This is a genomic window from Pseudomonas sp. Z2-11 (assembly GCF_054161305.1).
In genome coordinates, this window is the sequence record NZ_CP096395.1 from 765,306 (window position 1) to 786,537 (window position 21,232).

Below are 21,232 nucleotides of genomic sequence, written 5' to 3' on the forward strand. Positions count from 1 at the left end.
GGACATGAACATCGCATTTATCGGCCTCGGCAACATGGGCGCCCCGATGGCGCGCAATCTGCTCAAGGCCGGCCATTCGTTGAACCTGTTCGACCTGAACCAGACGGTGCTGGCCGAACTGGCGGCGCTCGGCGGCACCATCAGCGCCTCGCCTCGCGATGCGGCCCAGGGCGCGGCGCTGGTGATCACCATGCTGCCGGCCGCTGCCCATGTGCGCAGTGTCTGGCTGGGCGAAGACGGCGTGCTGGCAGGTATCGCCGCCGGTACGCCGGCGGTGGATTGCAGCACCATCGATCCACAAACCGCCCGTGACGTGGCGGCTGCCGCTGCCAGGCAGGGAGTGGCAATGGCCGATGCGCCTGTCTCGGGCGGCACCGGCGGCGCGGCGGCGGGCACCCTGACCTTCATGGTCGGCGCCACGCCTGAGCTGTTCGCCACCTTGCAACCGGTACTGGCGCAAATGGGCCGCAACATCGTGCACTGCGGCGAAGTCGGCACCGGGCAGATCGCCAAGATCTGCAACAACCTGCTCTTGGGGATTTCCATGGTCGGCGTCAGCGAGGCCATGGCTTTGGGCGATGCCTTGGGGATCGACACTCAGGTCCTGGCCGGCATCATCAACAGTTCGACCGGCCGATGCTGGAGTTCCGATACCTACAACCCATGGCCCGGCGTGATCGAAACGGCTCCGGCGGCGCGTGGATATACCGGCGGGTTTGGCGCGGACCTGATGCTCAAGGATTTGGGCCTGGCCACCGAAGCCGCGCGGCAGGCCCGCCAGCCGGTGATACTGGGGGCGGTGGCGCAGCAGTTGTACCAGGCGATGAGCCAGCGGGGCGAGGGCGGCAAGGATTTCTCGGCGATTGTGAACAGCTATCGCAAGCCGCAGTGAACCTGTGATATCGAGAGGCTTTTGTGGCGAGGGAGCTTGCTCCCGCTTGGGTGCGAAGCGCCCATCAAAATTGGGGTTGCTGCGCAACCCAGCGGGAGCAAGCTCCCTCGCCACAGGTGGTCCCTCGGCTTTTTTGTTTCAGGCAAACACGAAATATTTACGCACGGTCTCGACCACTTCCCACGTGCCTTTCATGCCTGGCTCGACGACAAAAATATCACCGGCGCGCAGATGAATCGGCGCCATGCCGTCCGGGGTGATCACGCAGTAGCCTTCCTGGAAATGGCAGTATTCCCACTTCACGTAGTCCACCCGCCACTTGCCGGGCGTGCAGATCCAGGTCCCCATGATCTTGCTGCCATCCTCGCTGGTATAAGCGTTGAGGTTGACGGTGTGCGGGTCGCCTTCGAGTTTTTCCCATTTGCAGGCATCGAGTACGGGCAGCGGATGGGTATCGCGCAGGACGGTGATGGGGGCGGTCATGTGAGCTCCGAGGGGCAGAAAAGAACCTGCACCCTAGCGTGGAGAAAGGCCACGCGGATGCCTGAACTCGACACCGGGCTGCCCAGAAGCGCGCATTACTCGGCCAGATGGCGAGCCAGGGCCTTGGCATAGGCTGGTAAACGCTCGAAATTCCGCGCGCAAAGCAACAAGGCACGGTGTGCCCAGGCCTCCTGCAGCGGCACGTAGTGATATGAGGATTGGGATGGACGGCGTTCGATAGCGGCCTTCGGCACGACGGCAATACCCGCGCCATGGGCAACCATGCGGATCACCCCGTCAAAGCCCTCGGCGCGAATGCGAATCTGCATGCGCATACCGGTGTGCAGCGCCTGTTCCTCCAGGTAAATCGCCAGCGCGCTGGTGGCGTTCAGGCCGACATAGTCGTGGTTAAGGGTCTCGCTGAAACTCGGCGTGCGGCCGTCAGCCAAGGGATGCCCGGACGGTAGGACCAGGACCAGCGGATCGTCACGAAAAGGCCAGGTCTGAAGGCCAGCGGTGTCCACCGCGTCGGAAACGATACCCAGGTCTGCGGCGCCCTGGCGCAACGCATGGGTGATCCGTGAGCTGGGCAATTCCTGCTGGTCGATGTCCAGGTTGGGGTGGCTGTTGAGGAAACTGGCGAGTAATTCGGGCAGGTATTCGGTCATCGCGCTGGTGTTGCACAGCAGCCGCACCTGGCCTTTGACGCCTTTGGCGTATTCGGCCAGGTCCTGTTGCAGATGTTCGGCGTGCTGCAGCAAGACCCGGGCGTGCTGGGCCAAGGCTTTGCCGGCCGGCGTCGGAGTGACGCCGCGCCGCCCGCGTTCGAGCAGGTCGATGCCCAGGGACGCCTCCATGGCACGCACCCGGGCGCTTGCCGCTGCCAGGGAAAGATGGCTGCGAGCGGCGCCGGCGGTGATGTTGCCGGTGTCGAGGATGTTCAGGTAGAGGCGCAGGTCGGTGAGATCGAAGTGCATGGGCTGCTCTTGGGGGCTGCGGTGTCTGGTTTATTGCTTTCGCGAGCAGGCTCGCTCCCACAGGGTTCTGTATTTCGACTGTGGGAGCGAGCCTGCTCGCGAAAGCGGCAATGTAATTTTTTTGCCTATCGCCAGACAAGAGGCACCCTCAGTATATGGCACATTTTCAAACCCGGGCGCGGACCTTACGATAACCCCATGAACACACTCCTCGCCTTCTATCAAAACCTCGGCCTGGCCCTTTGCTTGCTGGTCATCGGTACCTTTCTGCTGGCCGGTACCATCAAGGGCGTCATAGGCCTCGGCCTGCCAACCATCTCGATGGGCCTTCTCGGCCTGGCTATGGCTCCGGCACAGGCTGCGGCACTGTTGCTGATTCCGGCCACGCTGACCAACGTCTGGCAACTGGCATCTGGTGGGCATCTTCAAGCATTGATCCGGCGCTTGTGGCCGCTGCTGCTGGCGATTTTCATCGGCACCGGCCTTGGCACTTTGTGGATCGGCATGGTGGGCGGCGCCTGGGCAGTACGGGCGCTCGGCGCGGCGCTGGTGTTGTATGCGCTGAGCGGGTTGTTGCTGCCGACGTTGCGAGTGAGCGCCCGGGATGAACACTGGCTCGCGCCACTCTGTGGCGTGTTGACCGGTGTGATCACCTCGGCCACAGGCGTGTTCGTCATCCCGGCGGTGCCTTATCTGCAAGCGCTGGGCTTAAGCAAGGATGAGTTGGTGCAGGCCCTCGGCCTGTCATTCACCGTCTCGACACTAGCGTTGGCGGCCGGCCTGCTGTGGCGCGGTGCGCTGGGGGGCGGTGAACTGAGCGCTTCGCTGCTGGCGCTGGTGCCGGCGCTGCTGGGGATGTGGCTGGGGCAATGGCTGCGCCAGCGGATCAGCGCCGTATTGTTCAAGCGGGTGTTTTTTATTGGCCTTGGCGTGCTCGGCGGCCACCTGTTGATCAGCGGCTAGCCGAGGATCGACTGAGCATGTCGACGCGGCGAATCTCGAAGTCGCGTTCCAGATAGTCCATGCGCTGCTCGAAGAACTGCTTCATGTGCGGCAGGTTCGAATGCACTTCCAGGTCAGCCTGGGATGCCCAGATCTCATAGAAGATGAACAACGTCGGGTCCTGCTGGTCGCGCAGCATGTGATATTCGATGCAGCCAGGCTCGGCACGACTCGGTTCGACGTAGGCGCGAAACAGCGTTTCGAAGGCTTCGGCTTTTTCCGGGCGGGTCTTGGCGTGCAGGATGAAACCGTGCAATTCACTCATCAGGTGGGCTCCTGGTCAAAGGGTCCGGCGAATTTTACGGCAACAATCCAGTTGCGATTCGTGCGTATAGGTCAAAACAGTTTTGTCGTTTCGCTGCTTATTCCGCGCGAAGCTCATCGGTACTCTGCCGCCATCATTTTCAATCTTTCCCTTCGGCGTCCGTCCAGCGGTCTACGCCGTGGAACCAATGAGGCTCCGATGAAAAAAATCCTGTTGCTCAATGGCGGTAAACAATTCGCTCACTCCGACGGTCGCTATAACGCAACCCTGCACGACACTGCTCTCAGCGTGCTCGATCGTGGCGGTCTGGATGTAAAAACCACGTTCATCGACGGCGGCTACGACATCAAGGAAGAAGTCGCGAAATTCCTTTGGGCCGACGTGATCATTTACCAGATGCCCGGCTGGTGGATGGGGGCGCCATGGACGGTAAAAAAATACATCGACGAGGTCTTCACCGAAGGCCACGGCAGCCTCTATGCCAGCGACGGCCGCACCCGTTCCGATGCTTCGCAGAAATATGGCAGCGGTGGCCTGGTGCAGGGCAAGCAGTACATGCTGTCGCTGACCTGGAACGCCCCGCAGCAAGCCTTCGACGACCCGACTGATTTCTTCGAAGCCAAGGGCGTGGACGCGGTGTATTTCCCGTTCCACAAGGCCAATCAGTTCCTCGGCATGGCCGGTCTGCCAACGTTTCTCTGCGTGGACGTGATGAAGCGTCCGAACATCGAAGAAGATGTGGCGCGGTATGAGCGGCATTTGATTGAGGTGTTCGGTCTTTCGCGGTAATCGGGCTAGTATCCGGCTGACTTGAAGCGAAGGTGTCGTGGCGAGGAGCTTGCTCCCGCTGAGGTGCGAAGCGCCTCCAAAAAGCGGTCGCTACGCGCCCAGCGGGAGCAAGCTCCCTCGCCACAAAGGCGATCGTTACATCGGTATATGCATTCCACGAGAGGATGTCTGTGAAAGCCAGATCCGACGAGTTGCAGATTTTTGTCTGCGTGATCGAATGCGGATCGATTTCCGCCGCCGCCGAGCAGGTCGGGCAGACGCCGTCGGCGGTCAGCCGGACGTTGTCGCGCCTGGAGGCCAAGCTCGACACCACGCTGATCAACCGCACCACGCGGCGCATGGACTTGACTGAAGAGGGCAAGTATTTTTTCGAGCAGGCCAAGGGCATTCTCGACCAGATGGACGAGCTGGAAGAGCGCCTGTCTTCCCGCCAGAAGAACCCCGCCGGGCGCTTGCGGATCAACGCCGCATCGCCGTTCATGCTGCACGCCATCGTTCCTCATATCGAAGAATTCCGTACGCTCTTCCCGGACATCCAGCTCGAGCTCAACAGCAACGACTTGATCATCGATCTGCTCGAGCAAAGCACAGACGTCGCCATCCGCATCGGCACCCTGACCGACTCGACGCTTCATGCACGGTCGCTCGGATGCAGTCCGTTGCACATCCTCGCCAGCCCGGCCTATCTCAAGCGACATGGCACACCTTCAAGCGTGGCCGAGTTGGCGGAGCATTCGCTGCTGGGGTTTGCCCAGAACGACGGGCTCAACCAATGGCCGCTGCGTCACATCCACGGTGATCGTTGGCCGATCCAGCCGGCCATCAGCGCGTCCAGCGGCGAAACGGTGCGTCACCTGGCGCTGCAAGGGCAGGGCATCGCTTGCCTGTCGGATTTCATGACGCGCGACGATATCAGCGCCGGTCGCCTCAAGTTGCTGCTGGCCGATGCCAACAGCGGCTACCGCCAGCCGATCAACGCGGTGTACTACCGCAACTCCCAGCTGGCGTTGCGGATCCAGTGTTTCCTGGACTTCATCCAAGGCAAGCTCGCCGGGTACGCCTCGCGCGAATTCAAGGGCTGATTCGTGACTTCAAGGCAAGAGTGATTTGGGCAATGTGGACTGTTTCGGCAAGGAACGCTCCTCGATACTCGTCCCATCACTTATTTCGCCAAGGAGTTACTCCATGAAAGTATTTGTTACCGGCGCTGCCGGCTTCATCGGCGGTTCCATTGCTACCGGTCTCGTGCGGGCCGGCCATCAGGTCACTGGCCTGGTGCGCAACGCCGAACAAGCCGACGAGTTGAGCGCGCTGGGCATCACGCCGGTGATCGGCACCCTTGAAGACAGCGCGCTGCTGATCAAACAGGCACGAGCCGCCGACGCGGTGATCAACGCCGCCAGCAGCGATCATCGTGGCGCGGCCGACGCGTTGGTCGAGGCGCTCAAGGGCTCGAACAAGGTGTTGCTGCATACCAGCGGCTCGAGCATCGTCGGCGACGCATCGGGCGGTCGTGCCAGCGATGACATCTACTACGAAGACTCCCTGCCGCAACCTACCGCCGACAAGGCGCCCCGTGTCGCGATCGACAACCTGATTCTCGACGCGGCAAAGCACGGCGTGAATTCGGCGGTGATCTGCAACACGCTGATCTACGGCCACAGCCTGGGCGTCAAGCGTGACAGCGTGCAACTGCCGCGCCTGCTCAAGCAGGCACACAAAAGCGGCGTGGTGCGGCATGTCGGACCGGGGCAGAACATCTGGTCCAATGTGCACATCGAGGACGTGGTCGAGTTGTACTCGCTGGCCCTGACCCGCAACCAGCCTGGCACGTTCTACTTTGTCGAAAGCGGTGAAGCTTCGTTCATCGAGATGACCACCGCGATGGCTCAGGCGCTGAACCTGGGCGAACCGCAGGATTGGCCGCTGGCGGATGCCGAAGCCGAGTGGGGTTATGAAATGGCCAATTACGGCCTGGGCTCCAACAGTCGCGTGCGCGGCAAGAATGCCCGCGAGCTGTTGGGGTGGACACCGAAGCGCACATCGGTGGTGGCTTGGATTCTTGATGAGATGGTGTGAGTCACGCCGGTCGAGCCGTAAGAGTAAACACCCTTGTGGGAGCGAGCCTGCTCGCGAAGGCGGTCTGTCAGTCGAAGCACATGTTGCCTGGTCTTCCGCATTCGCGAGCAGGCTCGCTCCCACAAGGCTCCATGTTGGCATTCGTCAGTCGTGATGCACACCCGCGCGCTTGAGCATCTGCTTGCAACGCTCGGACAGATGAAACACCCGCAGATGCTTGCCCGCCTTGCTGTAGCGCTCGCGCAGGGTCATCAGCGCGGCGATGGCCGAGTAGTCGACGAAGCTCAAGTGGCGGCAGTCCAGGGTCACCAGGTCGGGGTCGTTGGCCGTGTCGAACTGGTTGAGGAACGGCGTGGTCGAGGCGAAGAACAACGTGCCGTGCAGCCGATAAAGCTTGCTGCCATCGGCTTCCAGGTGCGTGTCGGCGTACAACTCCCGGGCCTGTTGCCAGGCGAAGTTGAGCGCCGCGACGATAATCCCGCAAAGGACCGCGACGGCCAGGTCGGTAAACACCGTGATGACGGTGACCGCGATGATTACCAGCACATCATTGGCCGGTACCTTGTTGATGACCCGCAACGAGGCCCAGGCAAAGGTCTGCTGAGCGACCACGAACATCACGCCCACCAGCGCGGCCAGCGGAATGCGCTCGATCAGTGGCGACAGGAACAGCACGAACAGCAACACCATCACCCCAGCCACCACTCCGGACAACCGGCCGCGCCCGCCGGAGCTTAGGTTGATCACCGTCTGGCCGATCATGGCGCAACCGCCCATGCCGCCTAACAGGCCGGACGCCATGTTTGCCGCGCCCAATGCCACGCACTCACGGTCCGGATAACCACGGCTCTCAGTAATTTCGTCGGTGAGGTTAAGGGTCAGCAGCGTTTCCAGCAGGCCGACCATCGCCATGACCACCGCATAGGGCGCGATTATCAGCAGGGTTTCCAGGTTCCAGGGGATATCTGGCAGGGTAAAGACCGGCAAGCCACCGGCGATGTGCGCCATGTCGCCCAGCGTCCGGGTCGGCAGGCCAAGCAAGTAGACCGCCAGGCCAATCCCGAGGATTGCCACCAGGGCCGGCGGTACGCTACGGGTCAGGCGCGGCAGCAGATAGACGATGGCCATGGTCAACGCCACGAGGCCGGCCATCAGGTACAGCGGGGCGCCGCTCAGCCAGGTTCCGTCGCTCTTGAAGTGCTCCAGTTGCGCCAACGCGATGACGATCGCCAGGCCGTTGACGAAACCGAGCATCACCGGGTGCGGCACCATCCGCACCAGCTTGCCCAGCCGCAGCAGCCCGAACGCCATCATGATCAATCCGCCCAGCAGCACCGTGGCCAGCAGGTACTGCACGCCGTGTTGCACCACCAGCGCGACGATCACCACCGCCATCGATCCCGCCGCCCCCGACACCATGCCCGGCCGCCCGCCGAACAGGGCGGTCAAGGTGCAGATGATGAAGGCGCCATACAGACCCATCAGCGGATTCAGATGCGCAACCAGGGCGAAGGCAATGCATTCCGGGAGCAAGGCGAAAGAGGTGGTGAGGCCGGCGAGGGCGTCGGCGCGAAGACGAGCTGGTTTCATGGTTTACCTGATTGGGCGCCGGTGAAGAGTCGGCTGCCGAAGAAGTGGTGCGAAAAGCAGGGGGAATGGTACGGAATCGAGGACCTTGGGGCCAGTGATTGGCTTTCCGGGGGCCTGCTTTGCAGGCCAGCGGGAGCAAGCTCCCTCGCCACGAAGGGCCTGTCTGGCGATGAAAATTCGGCTGTGGATTTTCATTGGGGCCTTGTCTTGATGTCCCTGCGCGACATTTTTTGTCTGTGGGCGAAAATTACTTTCAGCGGGTTTGTAGATTTCCTCTCGAAATGATTTATGAGTTTCATAAACAACGACGTGACCCCATTCGAGGAGTAACGCATGGCCCCTGATTTCGGTTATTGGCTGTTGGTCTACGCGGCGATCGCGATCATTGCGCTGATTGTCCTGATCGCCCGCTACCGTCTCAACCCGTTCATCGTGATTACCCTGGTTTCCATCGGCCTGGCGCTGTTGGCCGGGATGCCACCCTCCAGCGTCGTCGGCGCCTACGAGGCGGGCGTGGGCAAAACCCTGGGGCACATTGCGCTGGTGGTGGCCTTGGGCACCATGCTCGGCAAGATGATGGCCGAGTCCGGTGGCGCGGAGCGGATGGCGCAGACGCTGATCGAGCGCTTCGGCGAGCGCAACGCTCACTGGGCGATGGTGTGCATTGCGTTCCTGGTGGGGTTGCCGTTGTTTTTCGAGGTCGGCTTTGTGCTGCTGGTGCCTATCGCATTCACGATTGCCCGGCGTGTCGGGGTGTCGATCCTGATGGTCGGCCTGCCAATGGTGGCCGGGCTGTCGGTGGTCCACGCCCTGGTGCCACCGCATCCGGCGGCGATGCTGGCGGTGCAGGCATTCCAGGCTTCGGTGGGGCAGACCCTGCTGTATGCCATCCTGATCGGCATTCCCACCGCAATCATCGCCGGTCCCCTGTACGCCAGATTCATCGTGCCACGCATTCAGCTGCCGGCCGAGAACCCATTGGAGCGGCAATTTCTCGACCGCGAACCACGTGCCAACCTGCCGGGCTTCGGTATCACGTTGGGGACGATCCTATTGCCGGTGGTCCTGATGCTGATCGGTGGCTGGGCCAACCTGATTTCCACACCGGGAAGCGGTTTCAACCAGTTCCTGTTGTTTATCGGCAACTCGGTGATCGCCTTGCTCCTGGCGACCATTCTCAGCTTCTGGACCCTCGGCCTGGCCCAAGGCTTCAACCGCGAATCGATCCTCAAATTCACCAACGAGTGCCTGGCGCCTACGGCCAGCATCACTTTGCTGGTGGGCGCCGGCGGTGGTTTGAACCGGATTCTGGTGGACGCTGGCGTGACCCAGCAGATCGTGGGGCTGGCCCAGGAGTTCCAGTTGTCGCCGTTGGTCATGGGCTGGCTGTTCGCCGCGTTGATGCGCGTCGCCACCGGTTCGGCGACGGTGGCGATGACCACGGCTTCAGGCATTGTCGCGCCCGTGGCGATCGGCCTCGGTTATCCCCATCCTGAACTGTTGGTGCTGGCGACTGGCGCTGGTTCGGTGATCTTTTCCCACGTCAACGACGGCGGCTTCTGGTTGATCAAGGAATACTTCAATATGACCGTCACCCAAACCTTCAAGACCTGGACCGTGCTCGAAACGCTGATCTCCCTGGTCGCGTTCGGCCTGACCCTCGGGCTTGCGCGCGTGCTCTGATCGCGCTCCAACAGAGGTGCCGTCATGGACATCCTTTACCAGATCCGCTCCCGTCAGGATTTCTTCAGTGCAGGCGAAGGAAGAATCGCCCGACTGATGCTCGACGACGTAGGATTTGCCGCTTCCGCCAGCCTGGATGAACTGGCCCAACGCGCCGAAGTCAGCAGTGCCACGCTGTCGCGGTTTGCCCGGACTGTCGGTTGCCGCGATTTGCGCGATCTGCGCCTGCAACTGGCCCAGGCCAGTGGCGTCGGCAGCCGTTTCCTCGACCCCACGGGCGCGCCCGAGCAGTCGGCGTTCTATGGGCAGATCGTCGGCGATATCGAATCGACGCTGCGCCAGCACCTGTCGGCATTCGAAGAGTCACGTTTCGCCGACGCGGTTCGGATGATCGGCAAGGCGCGGATGATCCATGCGTTCGGGCTCGGTGGGTGGTCGGCGCTGTGTGGCGAAGAGTTGCAGGTTCGCCTGGTGCGTTTCGGCTACCCGATCGCCGCCTGCCGCGACCCGCTGATGATGCGTATCACCGCCACTTCGCTGAGCGATCAGCATCTGGTGATTGCCTGTTCACTGACCGGCATCACCCCGGAGCTGCTCGGCGCGGTCGAACTGGCGCGCAGCTACGGAGCACCGGTCCTGGCGATTACCCGCACCGACTCGCCACTGGCCCACCTGGCGGATGTGGTGCTGCCCCTGCAAGGCGCCGAAACCTCGTTCATCTTCAAACCCACGGCGGCGCGCTACGGCATGCTGTTGGCGATCGATGTGCTCGCTACCGAGTTGGCGCTGGCCCATCCGCAAGACAATCAAGAGCGCCTGCGGCGGGTCAAGCTCGCCCTGGACGATTACCGAGGCGGCGAGGACGACCTGCCGCTGGGAGACTGACATGCACTACGACACGCTCATTCGCAACGCGCTGATCATCGACGGCAGCGACAAGCCCGGCTACAGCGCCGACGTGGCGATCCGCGCCGGTCGTATCGAACACATCGGCGACCTCGGCGCCGCCTTGGCGACTGAAGAAGTCGACGCCGCCGGCCGGGTGTTGGCGCCGGGATTCATCGACGTGCATACCCACGACGACACGGTGGTCATCCGCCAACCGCAGATGCTGCCCAAACTCAGTCAGGGCGTCACCACGGTCATCGTCGGCAATTGCGGCATCAGCGCTGCGCCCGTCAGCCTGCGGGGCGATCCACCGGACCCGATGAACCTGCTCGGTGCTGCCCAGGCGTTCGCCTACCCACGCTTCGCTGATTATCGTGCGGCGGTGGAAGCCGCCACGCCGGCGGTCAATGTCGCGGCACTGGTCGGGCACACGGCGCTGCGCAGCAACCACCTGGACGATCTGCTGCGCACCGCCAGCGCAGGAGAAATCGCCGCCATGCGTCAGCAACTGCGCGAAAGCCTGGAGGACGGTGCGCTGGGTTTATCCACCGGCCTGGCCTACGCCAACGCGTTCTGTGCGTCGACCGATGAAGTCATGCAACTGAGCGAAGAGTTGGCAGCGTTCGGCGCGGTCTACACCACCCATTTGCGCAGCGAATTCGAACCGGTGCTGGAAGCGATGGACGAGGCCTTCCAGATCGGCCGTCATGCACGGAGCCCGGTAATCATTTCCCACCTCAAATGTGCGGGCGCCGGCAATTGGGGGCGTAGCCCACAGGTGCTCGCGGCGTTGGAAAGTGCCGCCAGAAGCCATCCCGTCGGTTGCGACTGTTATCCCTACGCGGCGAGCTCTTCGACGCTGGACCTCAAGCAAGTGACCGATGCCCATCGCATCACTATCACCTGGTCGACGCCGCACCCGCACATGAGCGGACGGGACTTGATCGACATCGCCGCCGAATGGGGCATGCCACTGCTGGAAGCCGCGCGCCGCCTGCAGCCGGCCGGCGCGGTGTACTACGGCATGGACGAAAGCGACGTAAGACGCATCCTCGCGCACCCGTTGTCGATGGTCGGCTCCGACGGTTTGCCCGAAGACCCGTTTCCCCATCCTCGGTTATGGGGTGCTTTCCCACGGGTGCTGGGACATTTCAGTCGAGACCTCGGGCTTTTTCCGTTACACACCGCCGTGCACAAGATGACCGGCCTTTCGGCTGCACGCTTTGGCCTGAAGGAACGGGGTGAAATCCGCGAAGGATATTGGGCCGACCTGGTGTTGTTCAATTCTCAAACCGTCCGCGACGTCGCCGATTTCAACCAGCCGCAACGGGCTGCCGAGGGCATCGATGGCGTATGGATCAACGGCGTCCTGAGTTATCGCGATGGCCAGGCAAACGGCCGCCGGGAAGGTCGATTCCTGGCGCGGGAAGGCAATCTTCGCCAGGGATTTCGGACTTTTAAAGGTGTGTAAGCGGCTGATATAACGTTAATTGACGCCACAATAATGGCACTACGACACTAAAGAAGCCGGCTGATAGGCCGAAGCATTGGGGTCAACCCATCTAAACTGGGTCATTTCAGCCAGGGAGCAACCCATGAGCTTCGGTAAGACCACCCCGATCCTGCGGATTTTCGATGAAACCAAGGCCTTGGCGTTCTATGTCGATTTCCTGGGCTTTACTGTCGACTGGCAACATCGCTTTGGTGACGACTATCCGCTGTACCTGCAATTATCGCGCGGTGATTGCGTACTGCACCTGTCCGAACACCACGGCGATTGCACACCGGGCTCGGCGCTGCGGATCGAGACCGATGAGTTGGAAGCGTTCCAGCAACAGTTGATGGCCAAGCAATACCGCTACGCCCACCCACAAATCCAGGCCATGCCATGGGGTAGCCAGGACATGACCATCAGTGATCCGTTCGGGAATCGGTTGGTGTTTACCAATGCGATCAGTGTGTAACGGCGGCTGGACAACTTGATGAGTCTTCGACTAGCCTGCAATCAATGATTTCATTGATTGCAGGGGCGTTATGGCCAGTATTACGATTCGAAATCTTGATGATCAAATCAAAGAACAGCTGCGTATTGCCGCAGCTCATAACGGTCATTCCATGGAGGAAGAGGCTCGTCTTATTTTGGGACGCGCGCTAGCGACGGTAAGCCCTGCGGGAGGACTTGGGAGCCGTATTCGAAACAGGTTCAGTGCTTTGGGGGGCGTTGAGCTGGATCTACCGTCCCGTGACGAAAAAGCCAAGGCGGTGGATTTCTCTGAATGATATTGCTCGATACCAATGTTATCTCCGAATTCATGCGCGCTGAGCCGGACACGAAGGTTCTAACTTGGGTCGATTTGCAGCCCGCAATGGATCTGGTTATCTGCGCTGTCACGGTAGCGGAAATTCTTCATGGCATAGCTCGGCTGCCTTTCGGCAAGCGAAAGCAGAAGCTCGAATCCCATGCCATGGCCATCTTCGAAGAGGATTTTGCCGGCAGGATCCTGTCTTTTGATGCCCATGCGGCTGTTGAGTACGCAACTCTTGTCGCTTCATGCGAGGCCAAGGGTAAGGCGGTTGGCATGGCCGATGCGCAAATCGCAGCGATTTGCCGAGCTCACGGTGCTGCGGTTGCTACGCGCAATATAAGAGATTTCGAGTTTCCAGGAGTCGAGGTAATCAATCCGTGGTGCGCATGAGCCGCATCGCTACGTAAAGCGCCCGCTTTCTGTTGGAAGCGGGCGCTTTTGTAATCAAACCCTGAAATGACTGACCATCTGCTGCAACTGACTGCCCAGCCGCGCCAGTTCAACACTGGACGCCGCGGTTTCTTCGCTGGCGGCGGCGGTCTGTTCGGACACGTCGCGTACGTTGATGATGCTGCGGCTGATCTCTTCGGCCACGGCGCTTTGCTGCTCGGCGGCGGCGGCGATCTGCTGGTTCATCGATTGGATGTTCGACACCGTACGGGTGATGTTCTCCAGTGATACGCCGGCCTTGCGGGTCAGGGCCACGCTGCTGTCGGTGAGGTTGCGGCTGTTGTTCATCACGGCGGCCACTTGCTGGGTGCCGTTCTGCAGGCCGGCCACCAGGCCTTCGATTTCCTCGGTGGATTTCTGGGTGCGTTGGGCCAGGCCACGGACTTCGTCGGCGACGACCGCAAAGCCACGACCGGCTTCACCGGCGCGGGCGGCTTCGATGGCGGCGTTGAGTGCCAGCAGGTTGGTCTGTTCGGCCACGGCCTTGATCACATCCATCACTGCGCCAATCTTGTCGCTTTCCTGTTGCAGCACGCTCATGGCGTCGGTGGAGCGCACCACTTCACTGGCCAGGCGTTCGATCTGGGCAATGGCTTCGCTGACCACCTGGTCGCCGGCACGGGCTTCGCCGTCGGCGGCGGCCGCTGCCTGGGAGGCTTCTTCGGCGTTGCGGGCAACTTCCTGCACCGTGGCGGTCATTTCGTGCATGGCGGTTGCGACCTGGTCGGTCTCGACTTTCTGGCTGTTGACCCCGGCACTGGTCTGTTCGGTGACCGCCGACAATTCTTCGGCGGCGCTGGCGATCTGAGTCACGCCATCACGGATGCCGCTGATGAGGTCGCGCAGGGTCACGCCCATGCGCGCGATGCCCTGTTGCAGTACGCCCAGCTCGTCGCGACGGGTGACGATCACATCCTGCGACAGGTCGCCACTGGCGATGCGTTCGACCACGGTCAGGGTTTCGCGCAGCGGACGGGTGATCTGGCGGGTGATGATGACGGCAGCAATGATGCCGACCAACAACGCCAGCAACGTGCTGACCAGTTGCAACGTACGCGCCTGGGCGCTTTCGGCGTCGCGACGGTCGAGTTGGATCTGGTACAGCTGTTCGCTCAGGGAAACGATGGTCGCGCCCTGGTCGGTCATTTCCTTGCGCGCCTGCACCACGTCGGCCGTGGCCGATTTGAAGGCCTGCACGGCGCTGCGGTATTGCACCAGGGTGGTTTCCAGCTGACGCAGTTCTTCCTGATGGACGCTGGCAAAATATTCGTTCAGCGGCTTGAGCGAAGCAACCGCCGCGTCCAGTTGGGCGAAGGCCTTGCGTTCGGTATCGGCGTTGGGGTTGGCGGTGTAGCCGCGCACTTCATAACGAGCGAGCATGAACGCCTGCTTGGCTTCAGTGATGGCCTGGAACTGGGCGAAGCGTTCATCGTTGAGGGCCATTTGCTTCACATCGGCGTCGATGGCCTCGATCAGCTTGTAGGCCGTTTCGGCGTTCGCCCCCATGACATCACGAGCGCTGTTGCCGGTGCGGTAAGCGCTGCGCATTTTGTTCAGTGATACCTGATAGGCGCTGATGGTCGCGCTCTGCTCTCTGAGCAGCTTGACGTTTTCCGGGCTCTTGAAGCTGTTGAGCAGCGCGTTCTGTTGCGCGACGAAACCGTCAAGGGTGGTTTGCACATTCTGTGCAGCGGTTTCGTCACCGTTGGCCAGCATGTATTGCAGGCGAGTCACGCGCAGTTTGGTCAGGCCAGCGTTGAGCTGGGTGATGTCGCTCATCCAGTTGCTGCGGTCGATCAGGCCGCCAAGGCTGGTCCAGCTGGTCAGGGCCAGCAGGCAGGTCAGGACCAGCACCAGGCCGAAGCCCAGGCCCAATTTCATGTTGACGCTAATGTTGCCAAACCAGCTATTCATCAAATTCCTCCAGGAACGTTGTGCTGCTTATCGTCGGTTGGCTGGAAGATTGTTGTTGTTAAGAGCCAGCAAAAACGTGTAACGGAGCTTTATCGGCGGAAACGGAGGGATCTGTAAGATTTTTTTCCACATTGGGAAAGGCAGGGGGCACAGCGGGCGACTCGGCCTGAAATTCAGGCAAAAAAAAGCCCGCGGGAGAGCGGGCTAAAAACCTTAGTTTCTTGAATGAGCGAGGCGATGTTAGCGAATCCCTCGAGGACGTGGGGTGAAGAAAAGTTCATGCAGGGGCTGGCCTCGTCGATTGGCTGATCGGCCGGCCGACACGGGCCTGTCAGTTCAATAGCGCATGCTCGGCACGTACCGAATTCATGAACGCCTGCATCGCCGATGACTGAATGCGATGGCGGCGGGTGATCAATCCGTACGGTGGCAACCGGGCTTCGAACTTGATCGGCAACACGGCGAGCAAGTCACGACCTGGATAATCCTCGACGACCGATATCGGGGTGACGCCGAGCATGTCGGTCTGCTGGACCAATGAGAGCAAGGTCATGATCGAGGTGGTTTCGACGATGCTGCTGGGGATATCGACCCGGGCGTTGTGAAACACCTGGTTGATGATTGCGCGCATCGGGCTTGGGTGTTGTTGCAACACCCAGGTCATGCTCTGTAGCTCGGCCCAGCCCAGTCGGGTCGCCTGCGCCAACGGATTCTGCGCGCCACAAATGACACACAGCGCCTCTTCCCCGAGGCTGTCGAAGAGCAACTCTTCGGCGCGGGCACCGGCGGGAATCCGGCCCAGGACGATGTCCAGTTGATCCTGCAACAGCGCTTGTACCAGCACGTCGCTGGTGTCGACCTGGATGCTCATGGACAACCGGGGATGGCTTTGTTTCAGGGTCGCGATGGTGCGCGTCAGCAGTCCCGAAGCCAGCGCCGGAATGGCGCCGACTGCCACCCGGCCGAGGTTGCCGGATTCGAGTGCCACCAGTTCTTCGCGCATGCCGCTGAGCTCGGCGAAGACCATACGCGCGTAATAAATGACGGTTTCCCCGAATGGGGTGGAGCGCATGCCACGGGGCAGGCGTTCGAACAGCTCGACGCCGAGCAAGTCCTCGGCTTCGTGCAGCATTTTGGTGGCAGCCGGTTGGGTCATGCCGATGTGGTCGGCTGCGCGGCGCAGAGAACCTAATTCCTGCAATGCCAGCATCAGCCGCAGTTGGCGCAGACGCAGTCGACTATGGATGACATTGGCAACAGGAATTCGGGTCATGGGCGGTGCTCGCTGGAAAGTCCGTGGCAAGCCTGACAATAAATGCCAGGCGTTACCAGCAGTGCCGAGTCACAGCAATGATTTCGCCTCGGCGACGTGGGGTTTACGCAGGCCCACCAGCAGGCCCAATGCCTTGGAGATCAGCGGCCAGAACAGCATCAGGAGCGCGGCGGTGGTCAGGCTGCCCACCAATGGGTTGGACCAGAAAATTCCCAGCTGCCCGTCAGAAAACAGCATCGACTGACGGAATGCGTCTTCGGCCTTATCCCCCAATACAGCCGCCAGCACCAGCGGCGCGATCGGGTAGCCGAGTTTCTTGAACAGGTAACCCAGCGCACCGAAGCCCAGCATCAGTACCACGTCGAAGAACGAGTTGTGCACCGAGTACGCACCGATGGCGCAGACCATGATGATGATCGGCGCGATGATCGAGAACGGAATGCGCAGGATCGACGCGAACAGCGGCACGGTGGCCAACACCACGATCAGGCTGACCACGTTGCCCAGGTACATGCTGGCGATCAGGCCCCAGACAAAGTCGTGTTGCTCGACGAACAGCGTTGGCCCAGGGTGCAGGCCCCAGATCATCAAGCCACCGAGCATCACCGCTGCCGTGGCGGAACCCGGAATGCCCAGCGTCAGCATCGGCAGCAGCGCGCTGGTACCGGCAGCGTGGTCGGCGGTTTCCGGCGCGATCACCCCTTCGATCTCGCCTTTGCCGAAGTTGTCGCGGTTTTTCGAGAAACGTCGCGCCAGGCTATAGCTCATGAACGATGCCGCCGTCGGGCCGCCGGGAGTAATGCCCATCCAGCAACCGACCAGTGTGCTGCGTACGATCGTCCACCAGTAACGCGGCAACCTGGCCCAGGTGCGCAAGATCACCATCGGTGTGATGCGCGCATGTTCGCCACGAAACACCAGGCCTTCCTCGACCGTGCAGAGGATTTCTACAATGCCGAACAGGCCGATCACCGCCACTTCAAAACTGATCCCGGTCATCAGGATCGGCTGGTCGAACGTCAGGCGCAGGTCGCCGGAAACCGTGTCCATGCCGACTGCCGCCATGGCGAAGCCGATCATCATCGCGACCACGGTTTTTAATGGCGGGTTCTTGCTCATGCCGATGAAGGTGCAGAACGCCAACAGGTACACCGCGAAGAACTCCGGCGAGCTGAAGGACATGGCGAACGCTGCGATTTTTGTCGACAGGAACGTCAGCAACAACACCCCGCACAACGCACCGATCAGCGCCGAGCTGAACGCGGCGGTCAACGCCTCGGCAGCCCGGCCTTCGCGGGCCATCGGGTAACCGTCGAAGGTGGTCGCCACCGATGAAGGCTCGCCAGGAATGTTGAACAGGATCGAGGTGATCGAGCCGCCAAACAGCGCGCCCCAATACATGCACGACAGCAGGATGATCGCCGACACCGGCGACATGGTGAAGGTCAAGGGCAGCAACAGCGCCACGCCATTGGGCGCGCCGAGACCGGGCAGCACACCGACCAGGATGCCCAGCAGAACGCCGATCACCATCAGACCGATGTGGCCCGGGGTCAGGATCAGGTTCATGCCCTGCAACAGGGAATCGAACTCGCTCATTTGAAGGTTCTCCCGGCCAGGGCAATCCAGTCGCCTATTGGGCCGGCATCCAGCGGGACCTTGAACCACAGCGCGAAAATCAGGTAGCTGGCGAGCGCCGCACCGAGGGCAACCGCACCGATCATCCACTTGCCGTAAGGCTTGGCGCGGACCTTGTCGCGCCACATGAACCAGGCAATGAAGCAGGCCGACGCGAGGTAGATGCCGGTGAAGGGCATCGCACCGACGAACAGGGCAATGGGCACAAAAACCGATAGCACTTGCTTGAACGCACTGCGGGTGAGGAATGCAACACTGAGGGCCTGCCAGCGCACCACCGTCAGCACGCCGTTGGCGACGCTTGCCGCACTCAGTATCAGGCCGATATAGAACGGGAAGTAACCCGGTTCAGGGCCGGCATCGCCCCAGCCGATGCCTTGTTCGACACTGCCGAACATCACCACGGCACCGAGCAGGGCGGTGAACAGCGTCAGGCCGAGCTCGACCCAACGGGTACCGACCAGCGCCGGTGAATCCGAAGAATGGGACATCAAACACCTCCAGTAGGTGACGACCGCCCTGGGGCGAGCGGCCCTGGCAACTTCAGTTTTTCAGCCAGCCGGCTTCCTTGAACACCGGGGTGACGCGGGCGACGTCCTTTTCGATGTAGGCGGTCAGGGGCTCGCCTTCGAGAAAAGTCGGCACCAGCGCGTTCTGTTTGACGTAGGCCTTGAACTCATCGGTCTGCGTGACTTTGCGCATCAGCTCGACATAAAAGGCCCGTTGTTCGGCACTGACATCGCCGGGCATGAACACCGTTCGCGGGAAGCGGTACTGATCGATGCCCAGGCCTTGTTCATGGCAGGTTGGAACATCGGCCCAGGCTTTGTTTCCGGCGACTTTCTCGGTGTAGCTCATGCGCTCCTTGCTGAATACGCAGAGCGGTTCGACTTGATCACCGCGCCATTGGCTGATGCTTTCACTGGGGTTGTTGACGTTGGCCGCGATGTGTTTGCCGGCCAGTTGGGTTGCGGCTTCACTGCCGCTCTTGAACGGGATGTACACCAGTTTGCTGTTGTTGGTCTGGTTGAGCAGCAGGGTGAGGGTCTGGTCGACGTCCTTGGACTGGCTGCCCCCCATGCGCAGCTTCGCCGGGTCGGTCTTGGCCGCTTCGTAGAAACCTTTCGCGTCTTTCCACGGCGCGCCCTTGTAGCTCCAGAGGATAAAGTCATCTTCGGCCACGGCGGCAATCGGGGTCAGTTCCTGCCATTGGTAGCCGAGCTTGGAAACCAGCGGCAACAGGTAAACGTTATTGGTGGCGATCACCAGTTTCTCTGCATCGCCCTTGTTCATCTTCATGTCGAGGAAGGCCTCGGCACCGTTGCCGCCACCCTTGTTGAGGACAATGGTGTTGACGTCGAGCAGCTTATGGGTGGTGATGATCGACTGGATCAGGCGACCGAGCTGGTCGGTTCCGCCACCCGGGCCGCCGGCGACGACGATTTCGACATTCTTGTCCGGTTGCCAGGCGGCGTGGGCAAGGGCGGGAAGGACGCCGACGGCAATCAGGGCGCCGCCTAGAAGAAGACGCGATGTGCGACGGACGAATGCATTTCGCATGATGGGCCTCGTTTTTGTCGTTGTTATGAGTGACTTGTCTGCGCGATGAAGCCGCAAGCCTGGCCTGAGTGTGGAAAGGTGCCGGCGCCGCGTCTAGTCAAAACAATACATACACCGATAGCCTGGGGTTATAGCTCGCGAAAAGGAGCGGGTGGACATCGTTCAGAGTCGAGGGCTGGGGCTTTTTTTGAAACAAGCAGAAATAGAACCCGAAGGCTGAAAGCGCGCTGTGCCATAACCCGAAGCTATCACCTGATTTCAAGTTTTGATTAGACGGTTATCGCCAGGCCTCCGATAGTGCTCGGCAACGTCTTCAGGCCGACGGCATTTCACAACAATAACAAACGGGGTACATGCCATGGCTCAGGACGAGAGCTTTGCGTCATGACCGGGCGTGGCATGGACCCTTGAGGAGTGAAGCATGAAAAAAACCACTATCGCCATGGTCCTGGGTGACCCGGCTGGCATTGGCCCGGAATTGATTGCACGCTTGCTCGCCGAGCCCGAGGTACGCAGCAAGGCCAACATCATTCTGATTGCTGACGAAGCGGAAATGCGTCGCGGCATGCGCATCGCCGGCAGCGAGTTTCCTTATCGCCGTGTGGAAACCCTGGACGCGTTGGAGTTCGTCGATGACACGCCGCTGTTCCATGACTTTCGCGGCGACACGGTCGGCGAGTTCCCCCGTAGCGAGGCCAGCGTGATTGGCGGTCGCTACAGCCTCGACACTCTGGAAAAGGCCCTGCGCCTGACCGAAGCCGGGACCACCGACGCGGTCCTGTTCGGGCCGCTGAACAAGACCTCGCTGCACATGGCGGGCATGGCCCACAGCGATGAACTGCACTGGTTTGCCGAGCTGCTGGATTTCCACGGACCGTTCTGCGAATTCAACGTGCTCGACAACCTTTGGACTTCACGCGTGACCTCCCATGTGGCCCTGTCCGCAGTGCCGGGCCTGCTCAGTGAGCAGCGGGTAGTGGAAGCGATTCAACTGATCGACACCGCCCTCAAGCGCAATGGCCTGGAGCAACCGCGAATCGGTGTTTGCGGCTTGAACCCGCACAACGGCGACAACGGTTCGTTCGGTCGCGAGGAGCTGGACATCATCGGTCCGGCCGTACGCTCGGCGCGGGCGCTGGGCATCGCGGCGCAAGGGCCGTATCCGGCAGACACGATCTTTCTCAAGGTCCAGGGCGATGCCAATGCCTTCGACGCTGTCGTGACCATGTATCACGACCAAGGCCAGATCGCGATCAAGTTGATGGGTTTCTCCCGTGGCGTGACGGTGCAGGGCGGCTTGCCGATCCCGATCACCACCCCGGCCCACGGCACCGCTTTTGATATCGCGGGGCAGGGTAAGGCCAACCTCGGCGCTACGCGTCAGGCCTTCGAAATCGCATGCCGGATGGGGCGCAACCGGCACTGATCCTGAAATCAACGCGG

The 21,232-nt window shown here is 61.2% G+C and carries 21 protein-coding genes and 1 pseudogene; 12 read left to right on the forward strand and 10 right to left on the reverse strand.

Annotated features, from left to right (window positions below; genetic code table 11):
- Positions 1-4 precede the first annotated feature (4 nt).
- Positions 5-892: a 3-hydroxyisobutyrate dehydrogenase gene (gene mmsB, locus M1E16_RS03280; RefSeq protein ID WP_434569898.1), complete on the forward strand. Its 888-nt coding sequence runs from the start codon at positions 5-7 to the stop codon at positions 890-892.
- Positions 893-1,030: 138 nt separating this feature from the next.
- Here mmsB and M1E16_RS03285 read toward each other — a convergent pair whose 3' ends face one another.
- Together M1E16_RS03285 and M1E16_RS03290 are read right to left on the reverse strand one after the other, a co-directional pair.
- On the reverse strand, positions 1,031-1,375 hold the full coding sequence (locus tag M1E16_RS03285; RefSeq protein WP_003177747.1) for a cupin domain-containing protein: 345 nt from the start codon (positions 1,373-1,375) through the stop codon (positions 1,031-1,033).
- A 95-nt stretch (positions 1,376-1,470) separates the two neighbouring features.
- Positions 1,471-2,352, reverse strand: coding sequence for a LysR substrate-binding domain-containing protein (locus M1E16_RS03290; RefSeq protein ID WP_434626275.1), 882 nt, complete (start codon positions 2,350-2,352; stop codon positions 1,471-1,473).
- Between the two features lie 198 nt (positions 2,353-2,550).
- Between M1E16_RS03290 and M1E16_RS03295 the strand changes: the two genes are divergently transcribed.
- Positions 2,551-3,315 (forward strand): sulfite exporter TauE/SafE family protein, encoded by a 765-nt coding sequence (locus M1E16_RS03295; protein WP_458129199.1) that lies wholly within the window; start codon positions 2,551-2,553, stop codon positions 3,313-3,315.
- Here the strand turns inward: M1E16_RS03295 and M1E16_RS03300 are convergent.
- The gene (locus M1E16_RS03300; protein WP_434626273.1) at positions 3,305-3,619 is read right to left on the reverse strand and encodes a putative quinol monooxygenase; all 315 of its coding nucleotides are present in this window, start codon (positions 3,617-3,619) and stop codon (positions 3,305-3,307) included. The genes M1E16_RS03295 and M1E16_RS03300 overlap by 11 nt on opposite strands.
- Positions 3,620-3,817: 198 nt before the next feature.
- Between M1E16_RS03300 and M1E16_RS03305 the strand changes: the two genes are divergently transcribed.
- From M1E16_RS03305 to M1E16_RS03315, 3 genes are all read left to right on the forward strand, one after another.
- Positions 3,818-4,408, forward strand: coding sequence for an NAD(P)H-dependent oxidoreductase (locus tag M1E16_RS03305; protein WP_458129200.1), 591 nt, complete (start codon positions 3,818-3,820; stop codon positions 4,406-4,408).
- 170 nt (positions 4,409-4,578) lie between these two features.
- Positions 4,579-5,490, forward strand: a complete 912-nt coding sequence (locus M1E16_RS03310; RefSeq protein WP_458129201.1) for a LysR substrate-binding domain-containing protein — start codon at positions 4,579-4,581, stop codon at positions 5,488-5,490.
- 103 nt (positions 5,491-5,593) lie between these two features.
- On the forward strand, positions 5,594-6,487 hold the full coding sequence (locus M1E16_RS03315) for an NAD-dependent epimerase/dehydratase family protein (protein WP_458129202.1): 894 nt from the start codon (positions 5,594-5,596) through the stop codon (positions 6,485-6,487).
- A 144-nt stretch (positions 6,488-6,631) separates the two neighbouring features.
- On the opposite strand, the gene M1E16_RS03320 is transcribed toward M1E16_RS03315, so the two are convergent.
- A complete protein-coding gene (locus M1E16_RS03320; protein WP_458129203.1) occupies positions 6,632-8,077 on the reverse strand; it encodes a SulP family inorganic anion transporter in 1,446 nt (481 codons plus the stop codon).
- A gap of 333 nt (positions 8,078-8,410) precedes the next feature.
- Here M1E16_RS03320 and M1E16_RS03325 point away from each other — a divergent pair, with 333 nt between their 5' ends.
- The 6 genes from M1E16_RS03325 (at position 8,411) to M1E16_RS03350 (ending at position 13,344) form a co-directional block, all read left to right on the forward strand.
- Positions 8,411-9,760, forward strand: coding sequence for a GntT/GntP/DsdX family permease (locus M1E16_RS03325; RefSeq protein ID WP_434602741.1), 1,350 nt, complete (start codon positions 8,411-8,413; stop codon positions 9,758-9,760).
- Between the two features lie 24 nt (positions 9,761-9,784).
- On the forward strand, positions 9,785-10,645 hold the full coding sequence (locus tag M1E16_RS03330; RefSeq protein ID WP_458129204.1) for a MurR/RpiR family transcriptional regulator: 861 nt from the start codon (positions 9,785-9,787) through the stop codon (positions 10,643-10,645).
- Position 10,646: 1 nt separating this feature from the next.
- Entirely contained in the window at positions 10,647-12,119 is a 1,473-nt protein-coding gene (locus tag M1E16_RS03335; RefSeq protein WP_458129205.1) for an N-acyl-D-amino-acid deacylase family protein, read from the forward strand.
- 124 nt (positions 12,120-12,243) lie between these two features.
- The gene (locus tag M1E16_RS03340; protein WP_458129206.1) at positions 12,244-12,612 is read left to right on the forward strand and encodes a glyoxalase superfamily protein; all 369 of its coding nucleotides are present in this window, start codon (positions 12,244-12,246) and stop codon (positions 12,610-12,612) included.
- A 70-nt stretch (positions 12,613-12,682) separates the two neighbouring features.
- On the forward strand, positions 12,683-12,928 hold the full coding sequence (locus M1E16_RS03345; protein ID WP_305496991.1) for a FitA-like ribbon-helix-helix domain-containing protein: 246 nt from the start codon (positions 12,683-12,685) through the stop codon (positions 12,926-12,928).
- On the forward strand, positions 12,925-13,344 hold the full coding sequence (locus tag M1E16_RS03350; RefSeq protein WP_305496990.1) for a type II toxin-antitoxin system VapC family toxin: 420 nt from the start codon (positions 12,925-12,927) through the stop codon (positions 13,342-13,344). Before M1E16_RS03345 ends, M1E16_RS03350 begins: the two co-directional genes overlap by 4 nt.
- A gap of 54 nt (positions 13,345-13,398) precedes the next feature.
- Here M1E16_RS03350 and M1E16_RS03355 read toward each other — a convergent pair whose 3' ends face one another.
- The 6 genes and pseudogenes from M1E16_RS03355 to M1E16_RS03380 form a co-directional block, all read right to left on the reverse strand.
- Positions 13,399-14,262, reverse strand: coding sequence for a methyl-accepting chemotaxis protein (locus tag M1E16_RS03355; RefSeq protein ID WP_434604984.1), 864 nt, complete (start codon positions 14,260-14,262; stop codon positions 13,399-13,401).
- A 42-nt stretch (positions 14,263-14,304) separates the two neighbouring features.
- Positions 14,305-15,183: pseudogene (locus tag M1E16_RS03360) on the reverse strand (methyl-accepting chemotaxis protein); the annotation flags it as partial.
- Between the two features lie 466 nt (positions 15,184-15,649).
- The gene (locus M1E16_RS03365; protein ID WP_434569885.1) at positions 15,650-16,591 is read right to left on the reverse strand and encodes a LysR family transcriptional regulator; all 942 of its coding nucleotides are present in this window, start codon (positions 16,589-16,591) and stop codon (positions 15,650-15,652) included.
- 69 nt (positions 16,592-16,660) lie between these two features.
- Positions 16,661-18,190, reverse strand: coding sequence for a tripartite tricarboxylate transporter permease (locus tag M1E16_RS03370; RefSeq protein WP_458129207.1), 1,530 nt, complete (start codon positions 18,188-18,190; stop codon positions 16,661-16,663).
- On the reverse strand, positions 18,187-18,720 hold the full coding sequence (locus M1E16_RS03375) for a tripartite tricarboxylate transporter TctB family protein (RefSeq protein ID WP_458129208.1): 534 nt from the start codon (positions 18,718-18,720) through the stop codon (positions 18,187-18,189). Before M1E16_RS03375 ends, M1E16_RS03370 begins: the two co-directional genes overlap by 4 nt.
- Positions 18,721-18,772: 52 nt before the next feature.
- Positions 18,773-19,789: a Bug family tripartite tricarboxylate transporter substrate binding protein gene (locus M1E16_RS03380; protein WP_434626263.1), complete on the reverse strand. Its 1,017-nt coding sequence runs from the start codon at positions 19,787-19,789 to the stop codon at positions 18,773-18,775.
- A gap of 421 nt (positions 19,790-20,210) precedes the next feature.
- Between M1E16_RS03380 and M1E16_RS03385 the strand changes: the two genes are divergently transcribed.
- Entirely contained in the window at positions 20,211-21,215 is a 1,005-nt protein-coding gene (locus tag M1E16_RS03385) for a 4-hydroxythreonine-4-phosphate dehydrogenase PdxA (protein ID WP_458129209.1), read from the forward strand.
- Positions 21,216-21,232: the final 17 nt, after the last annotated feature.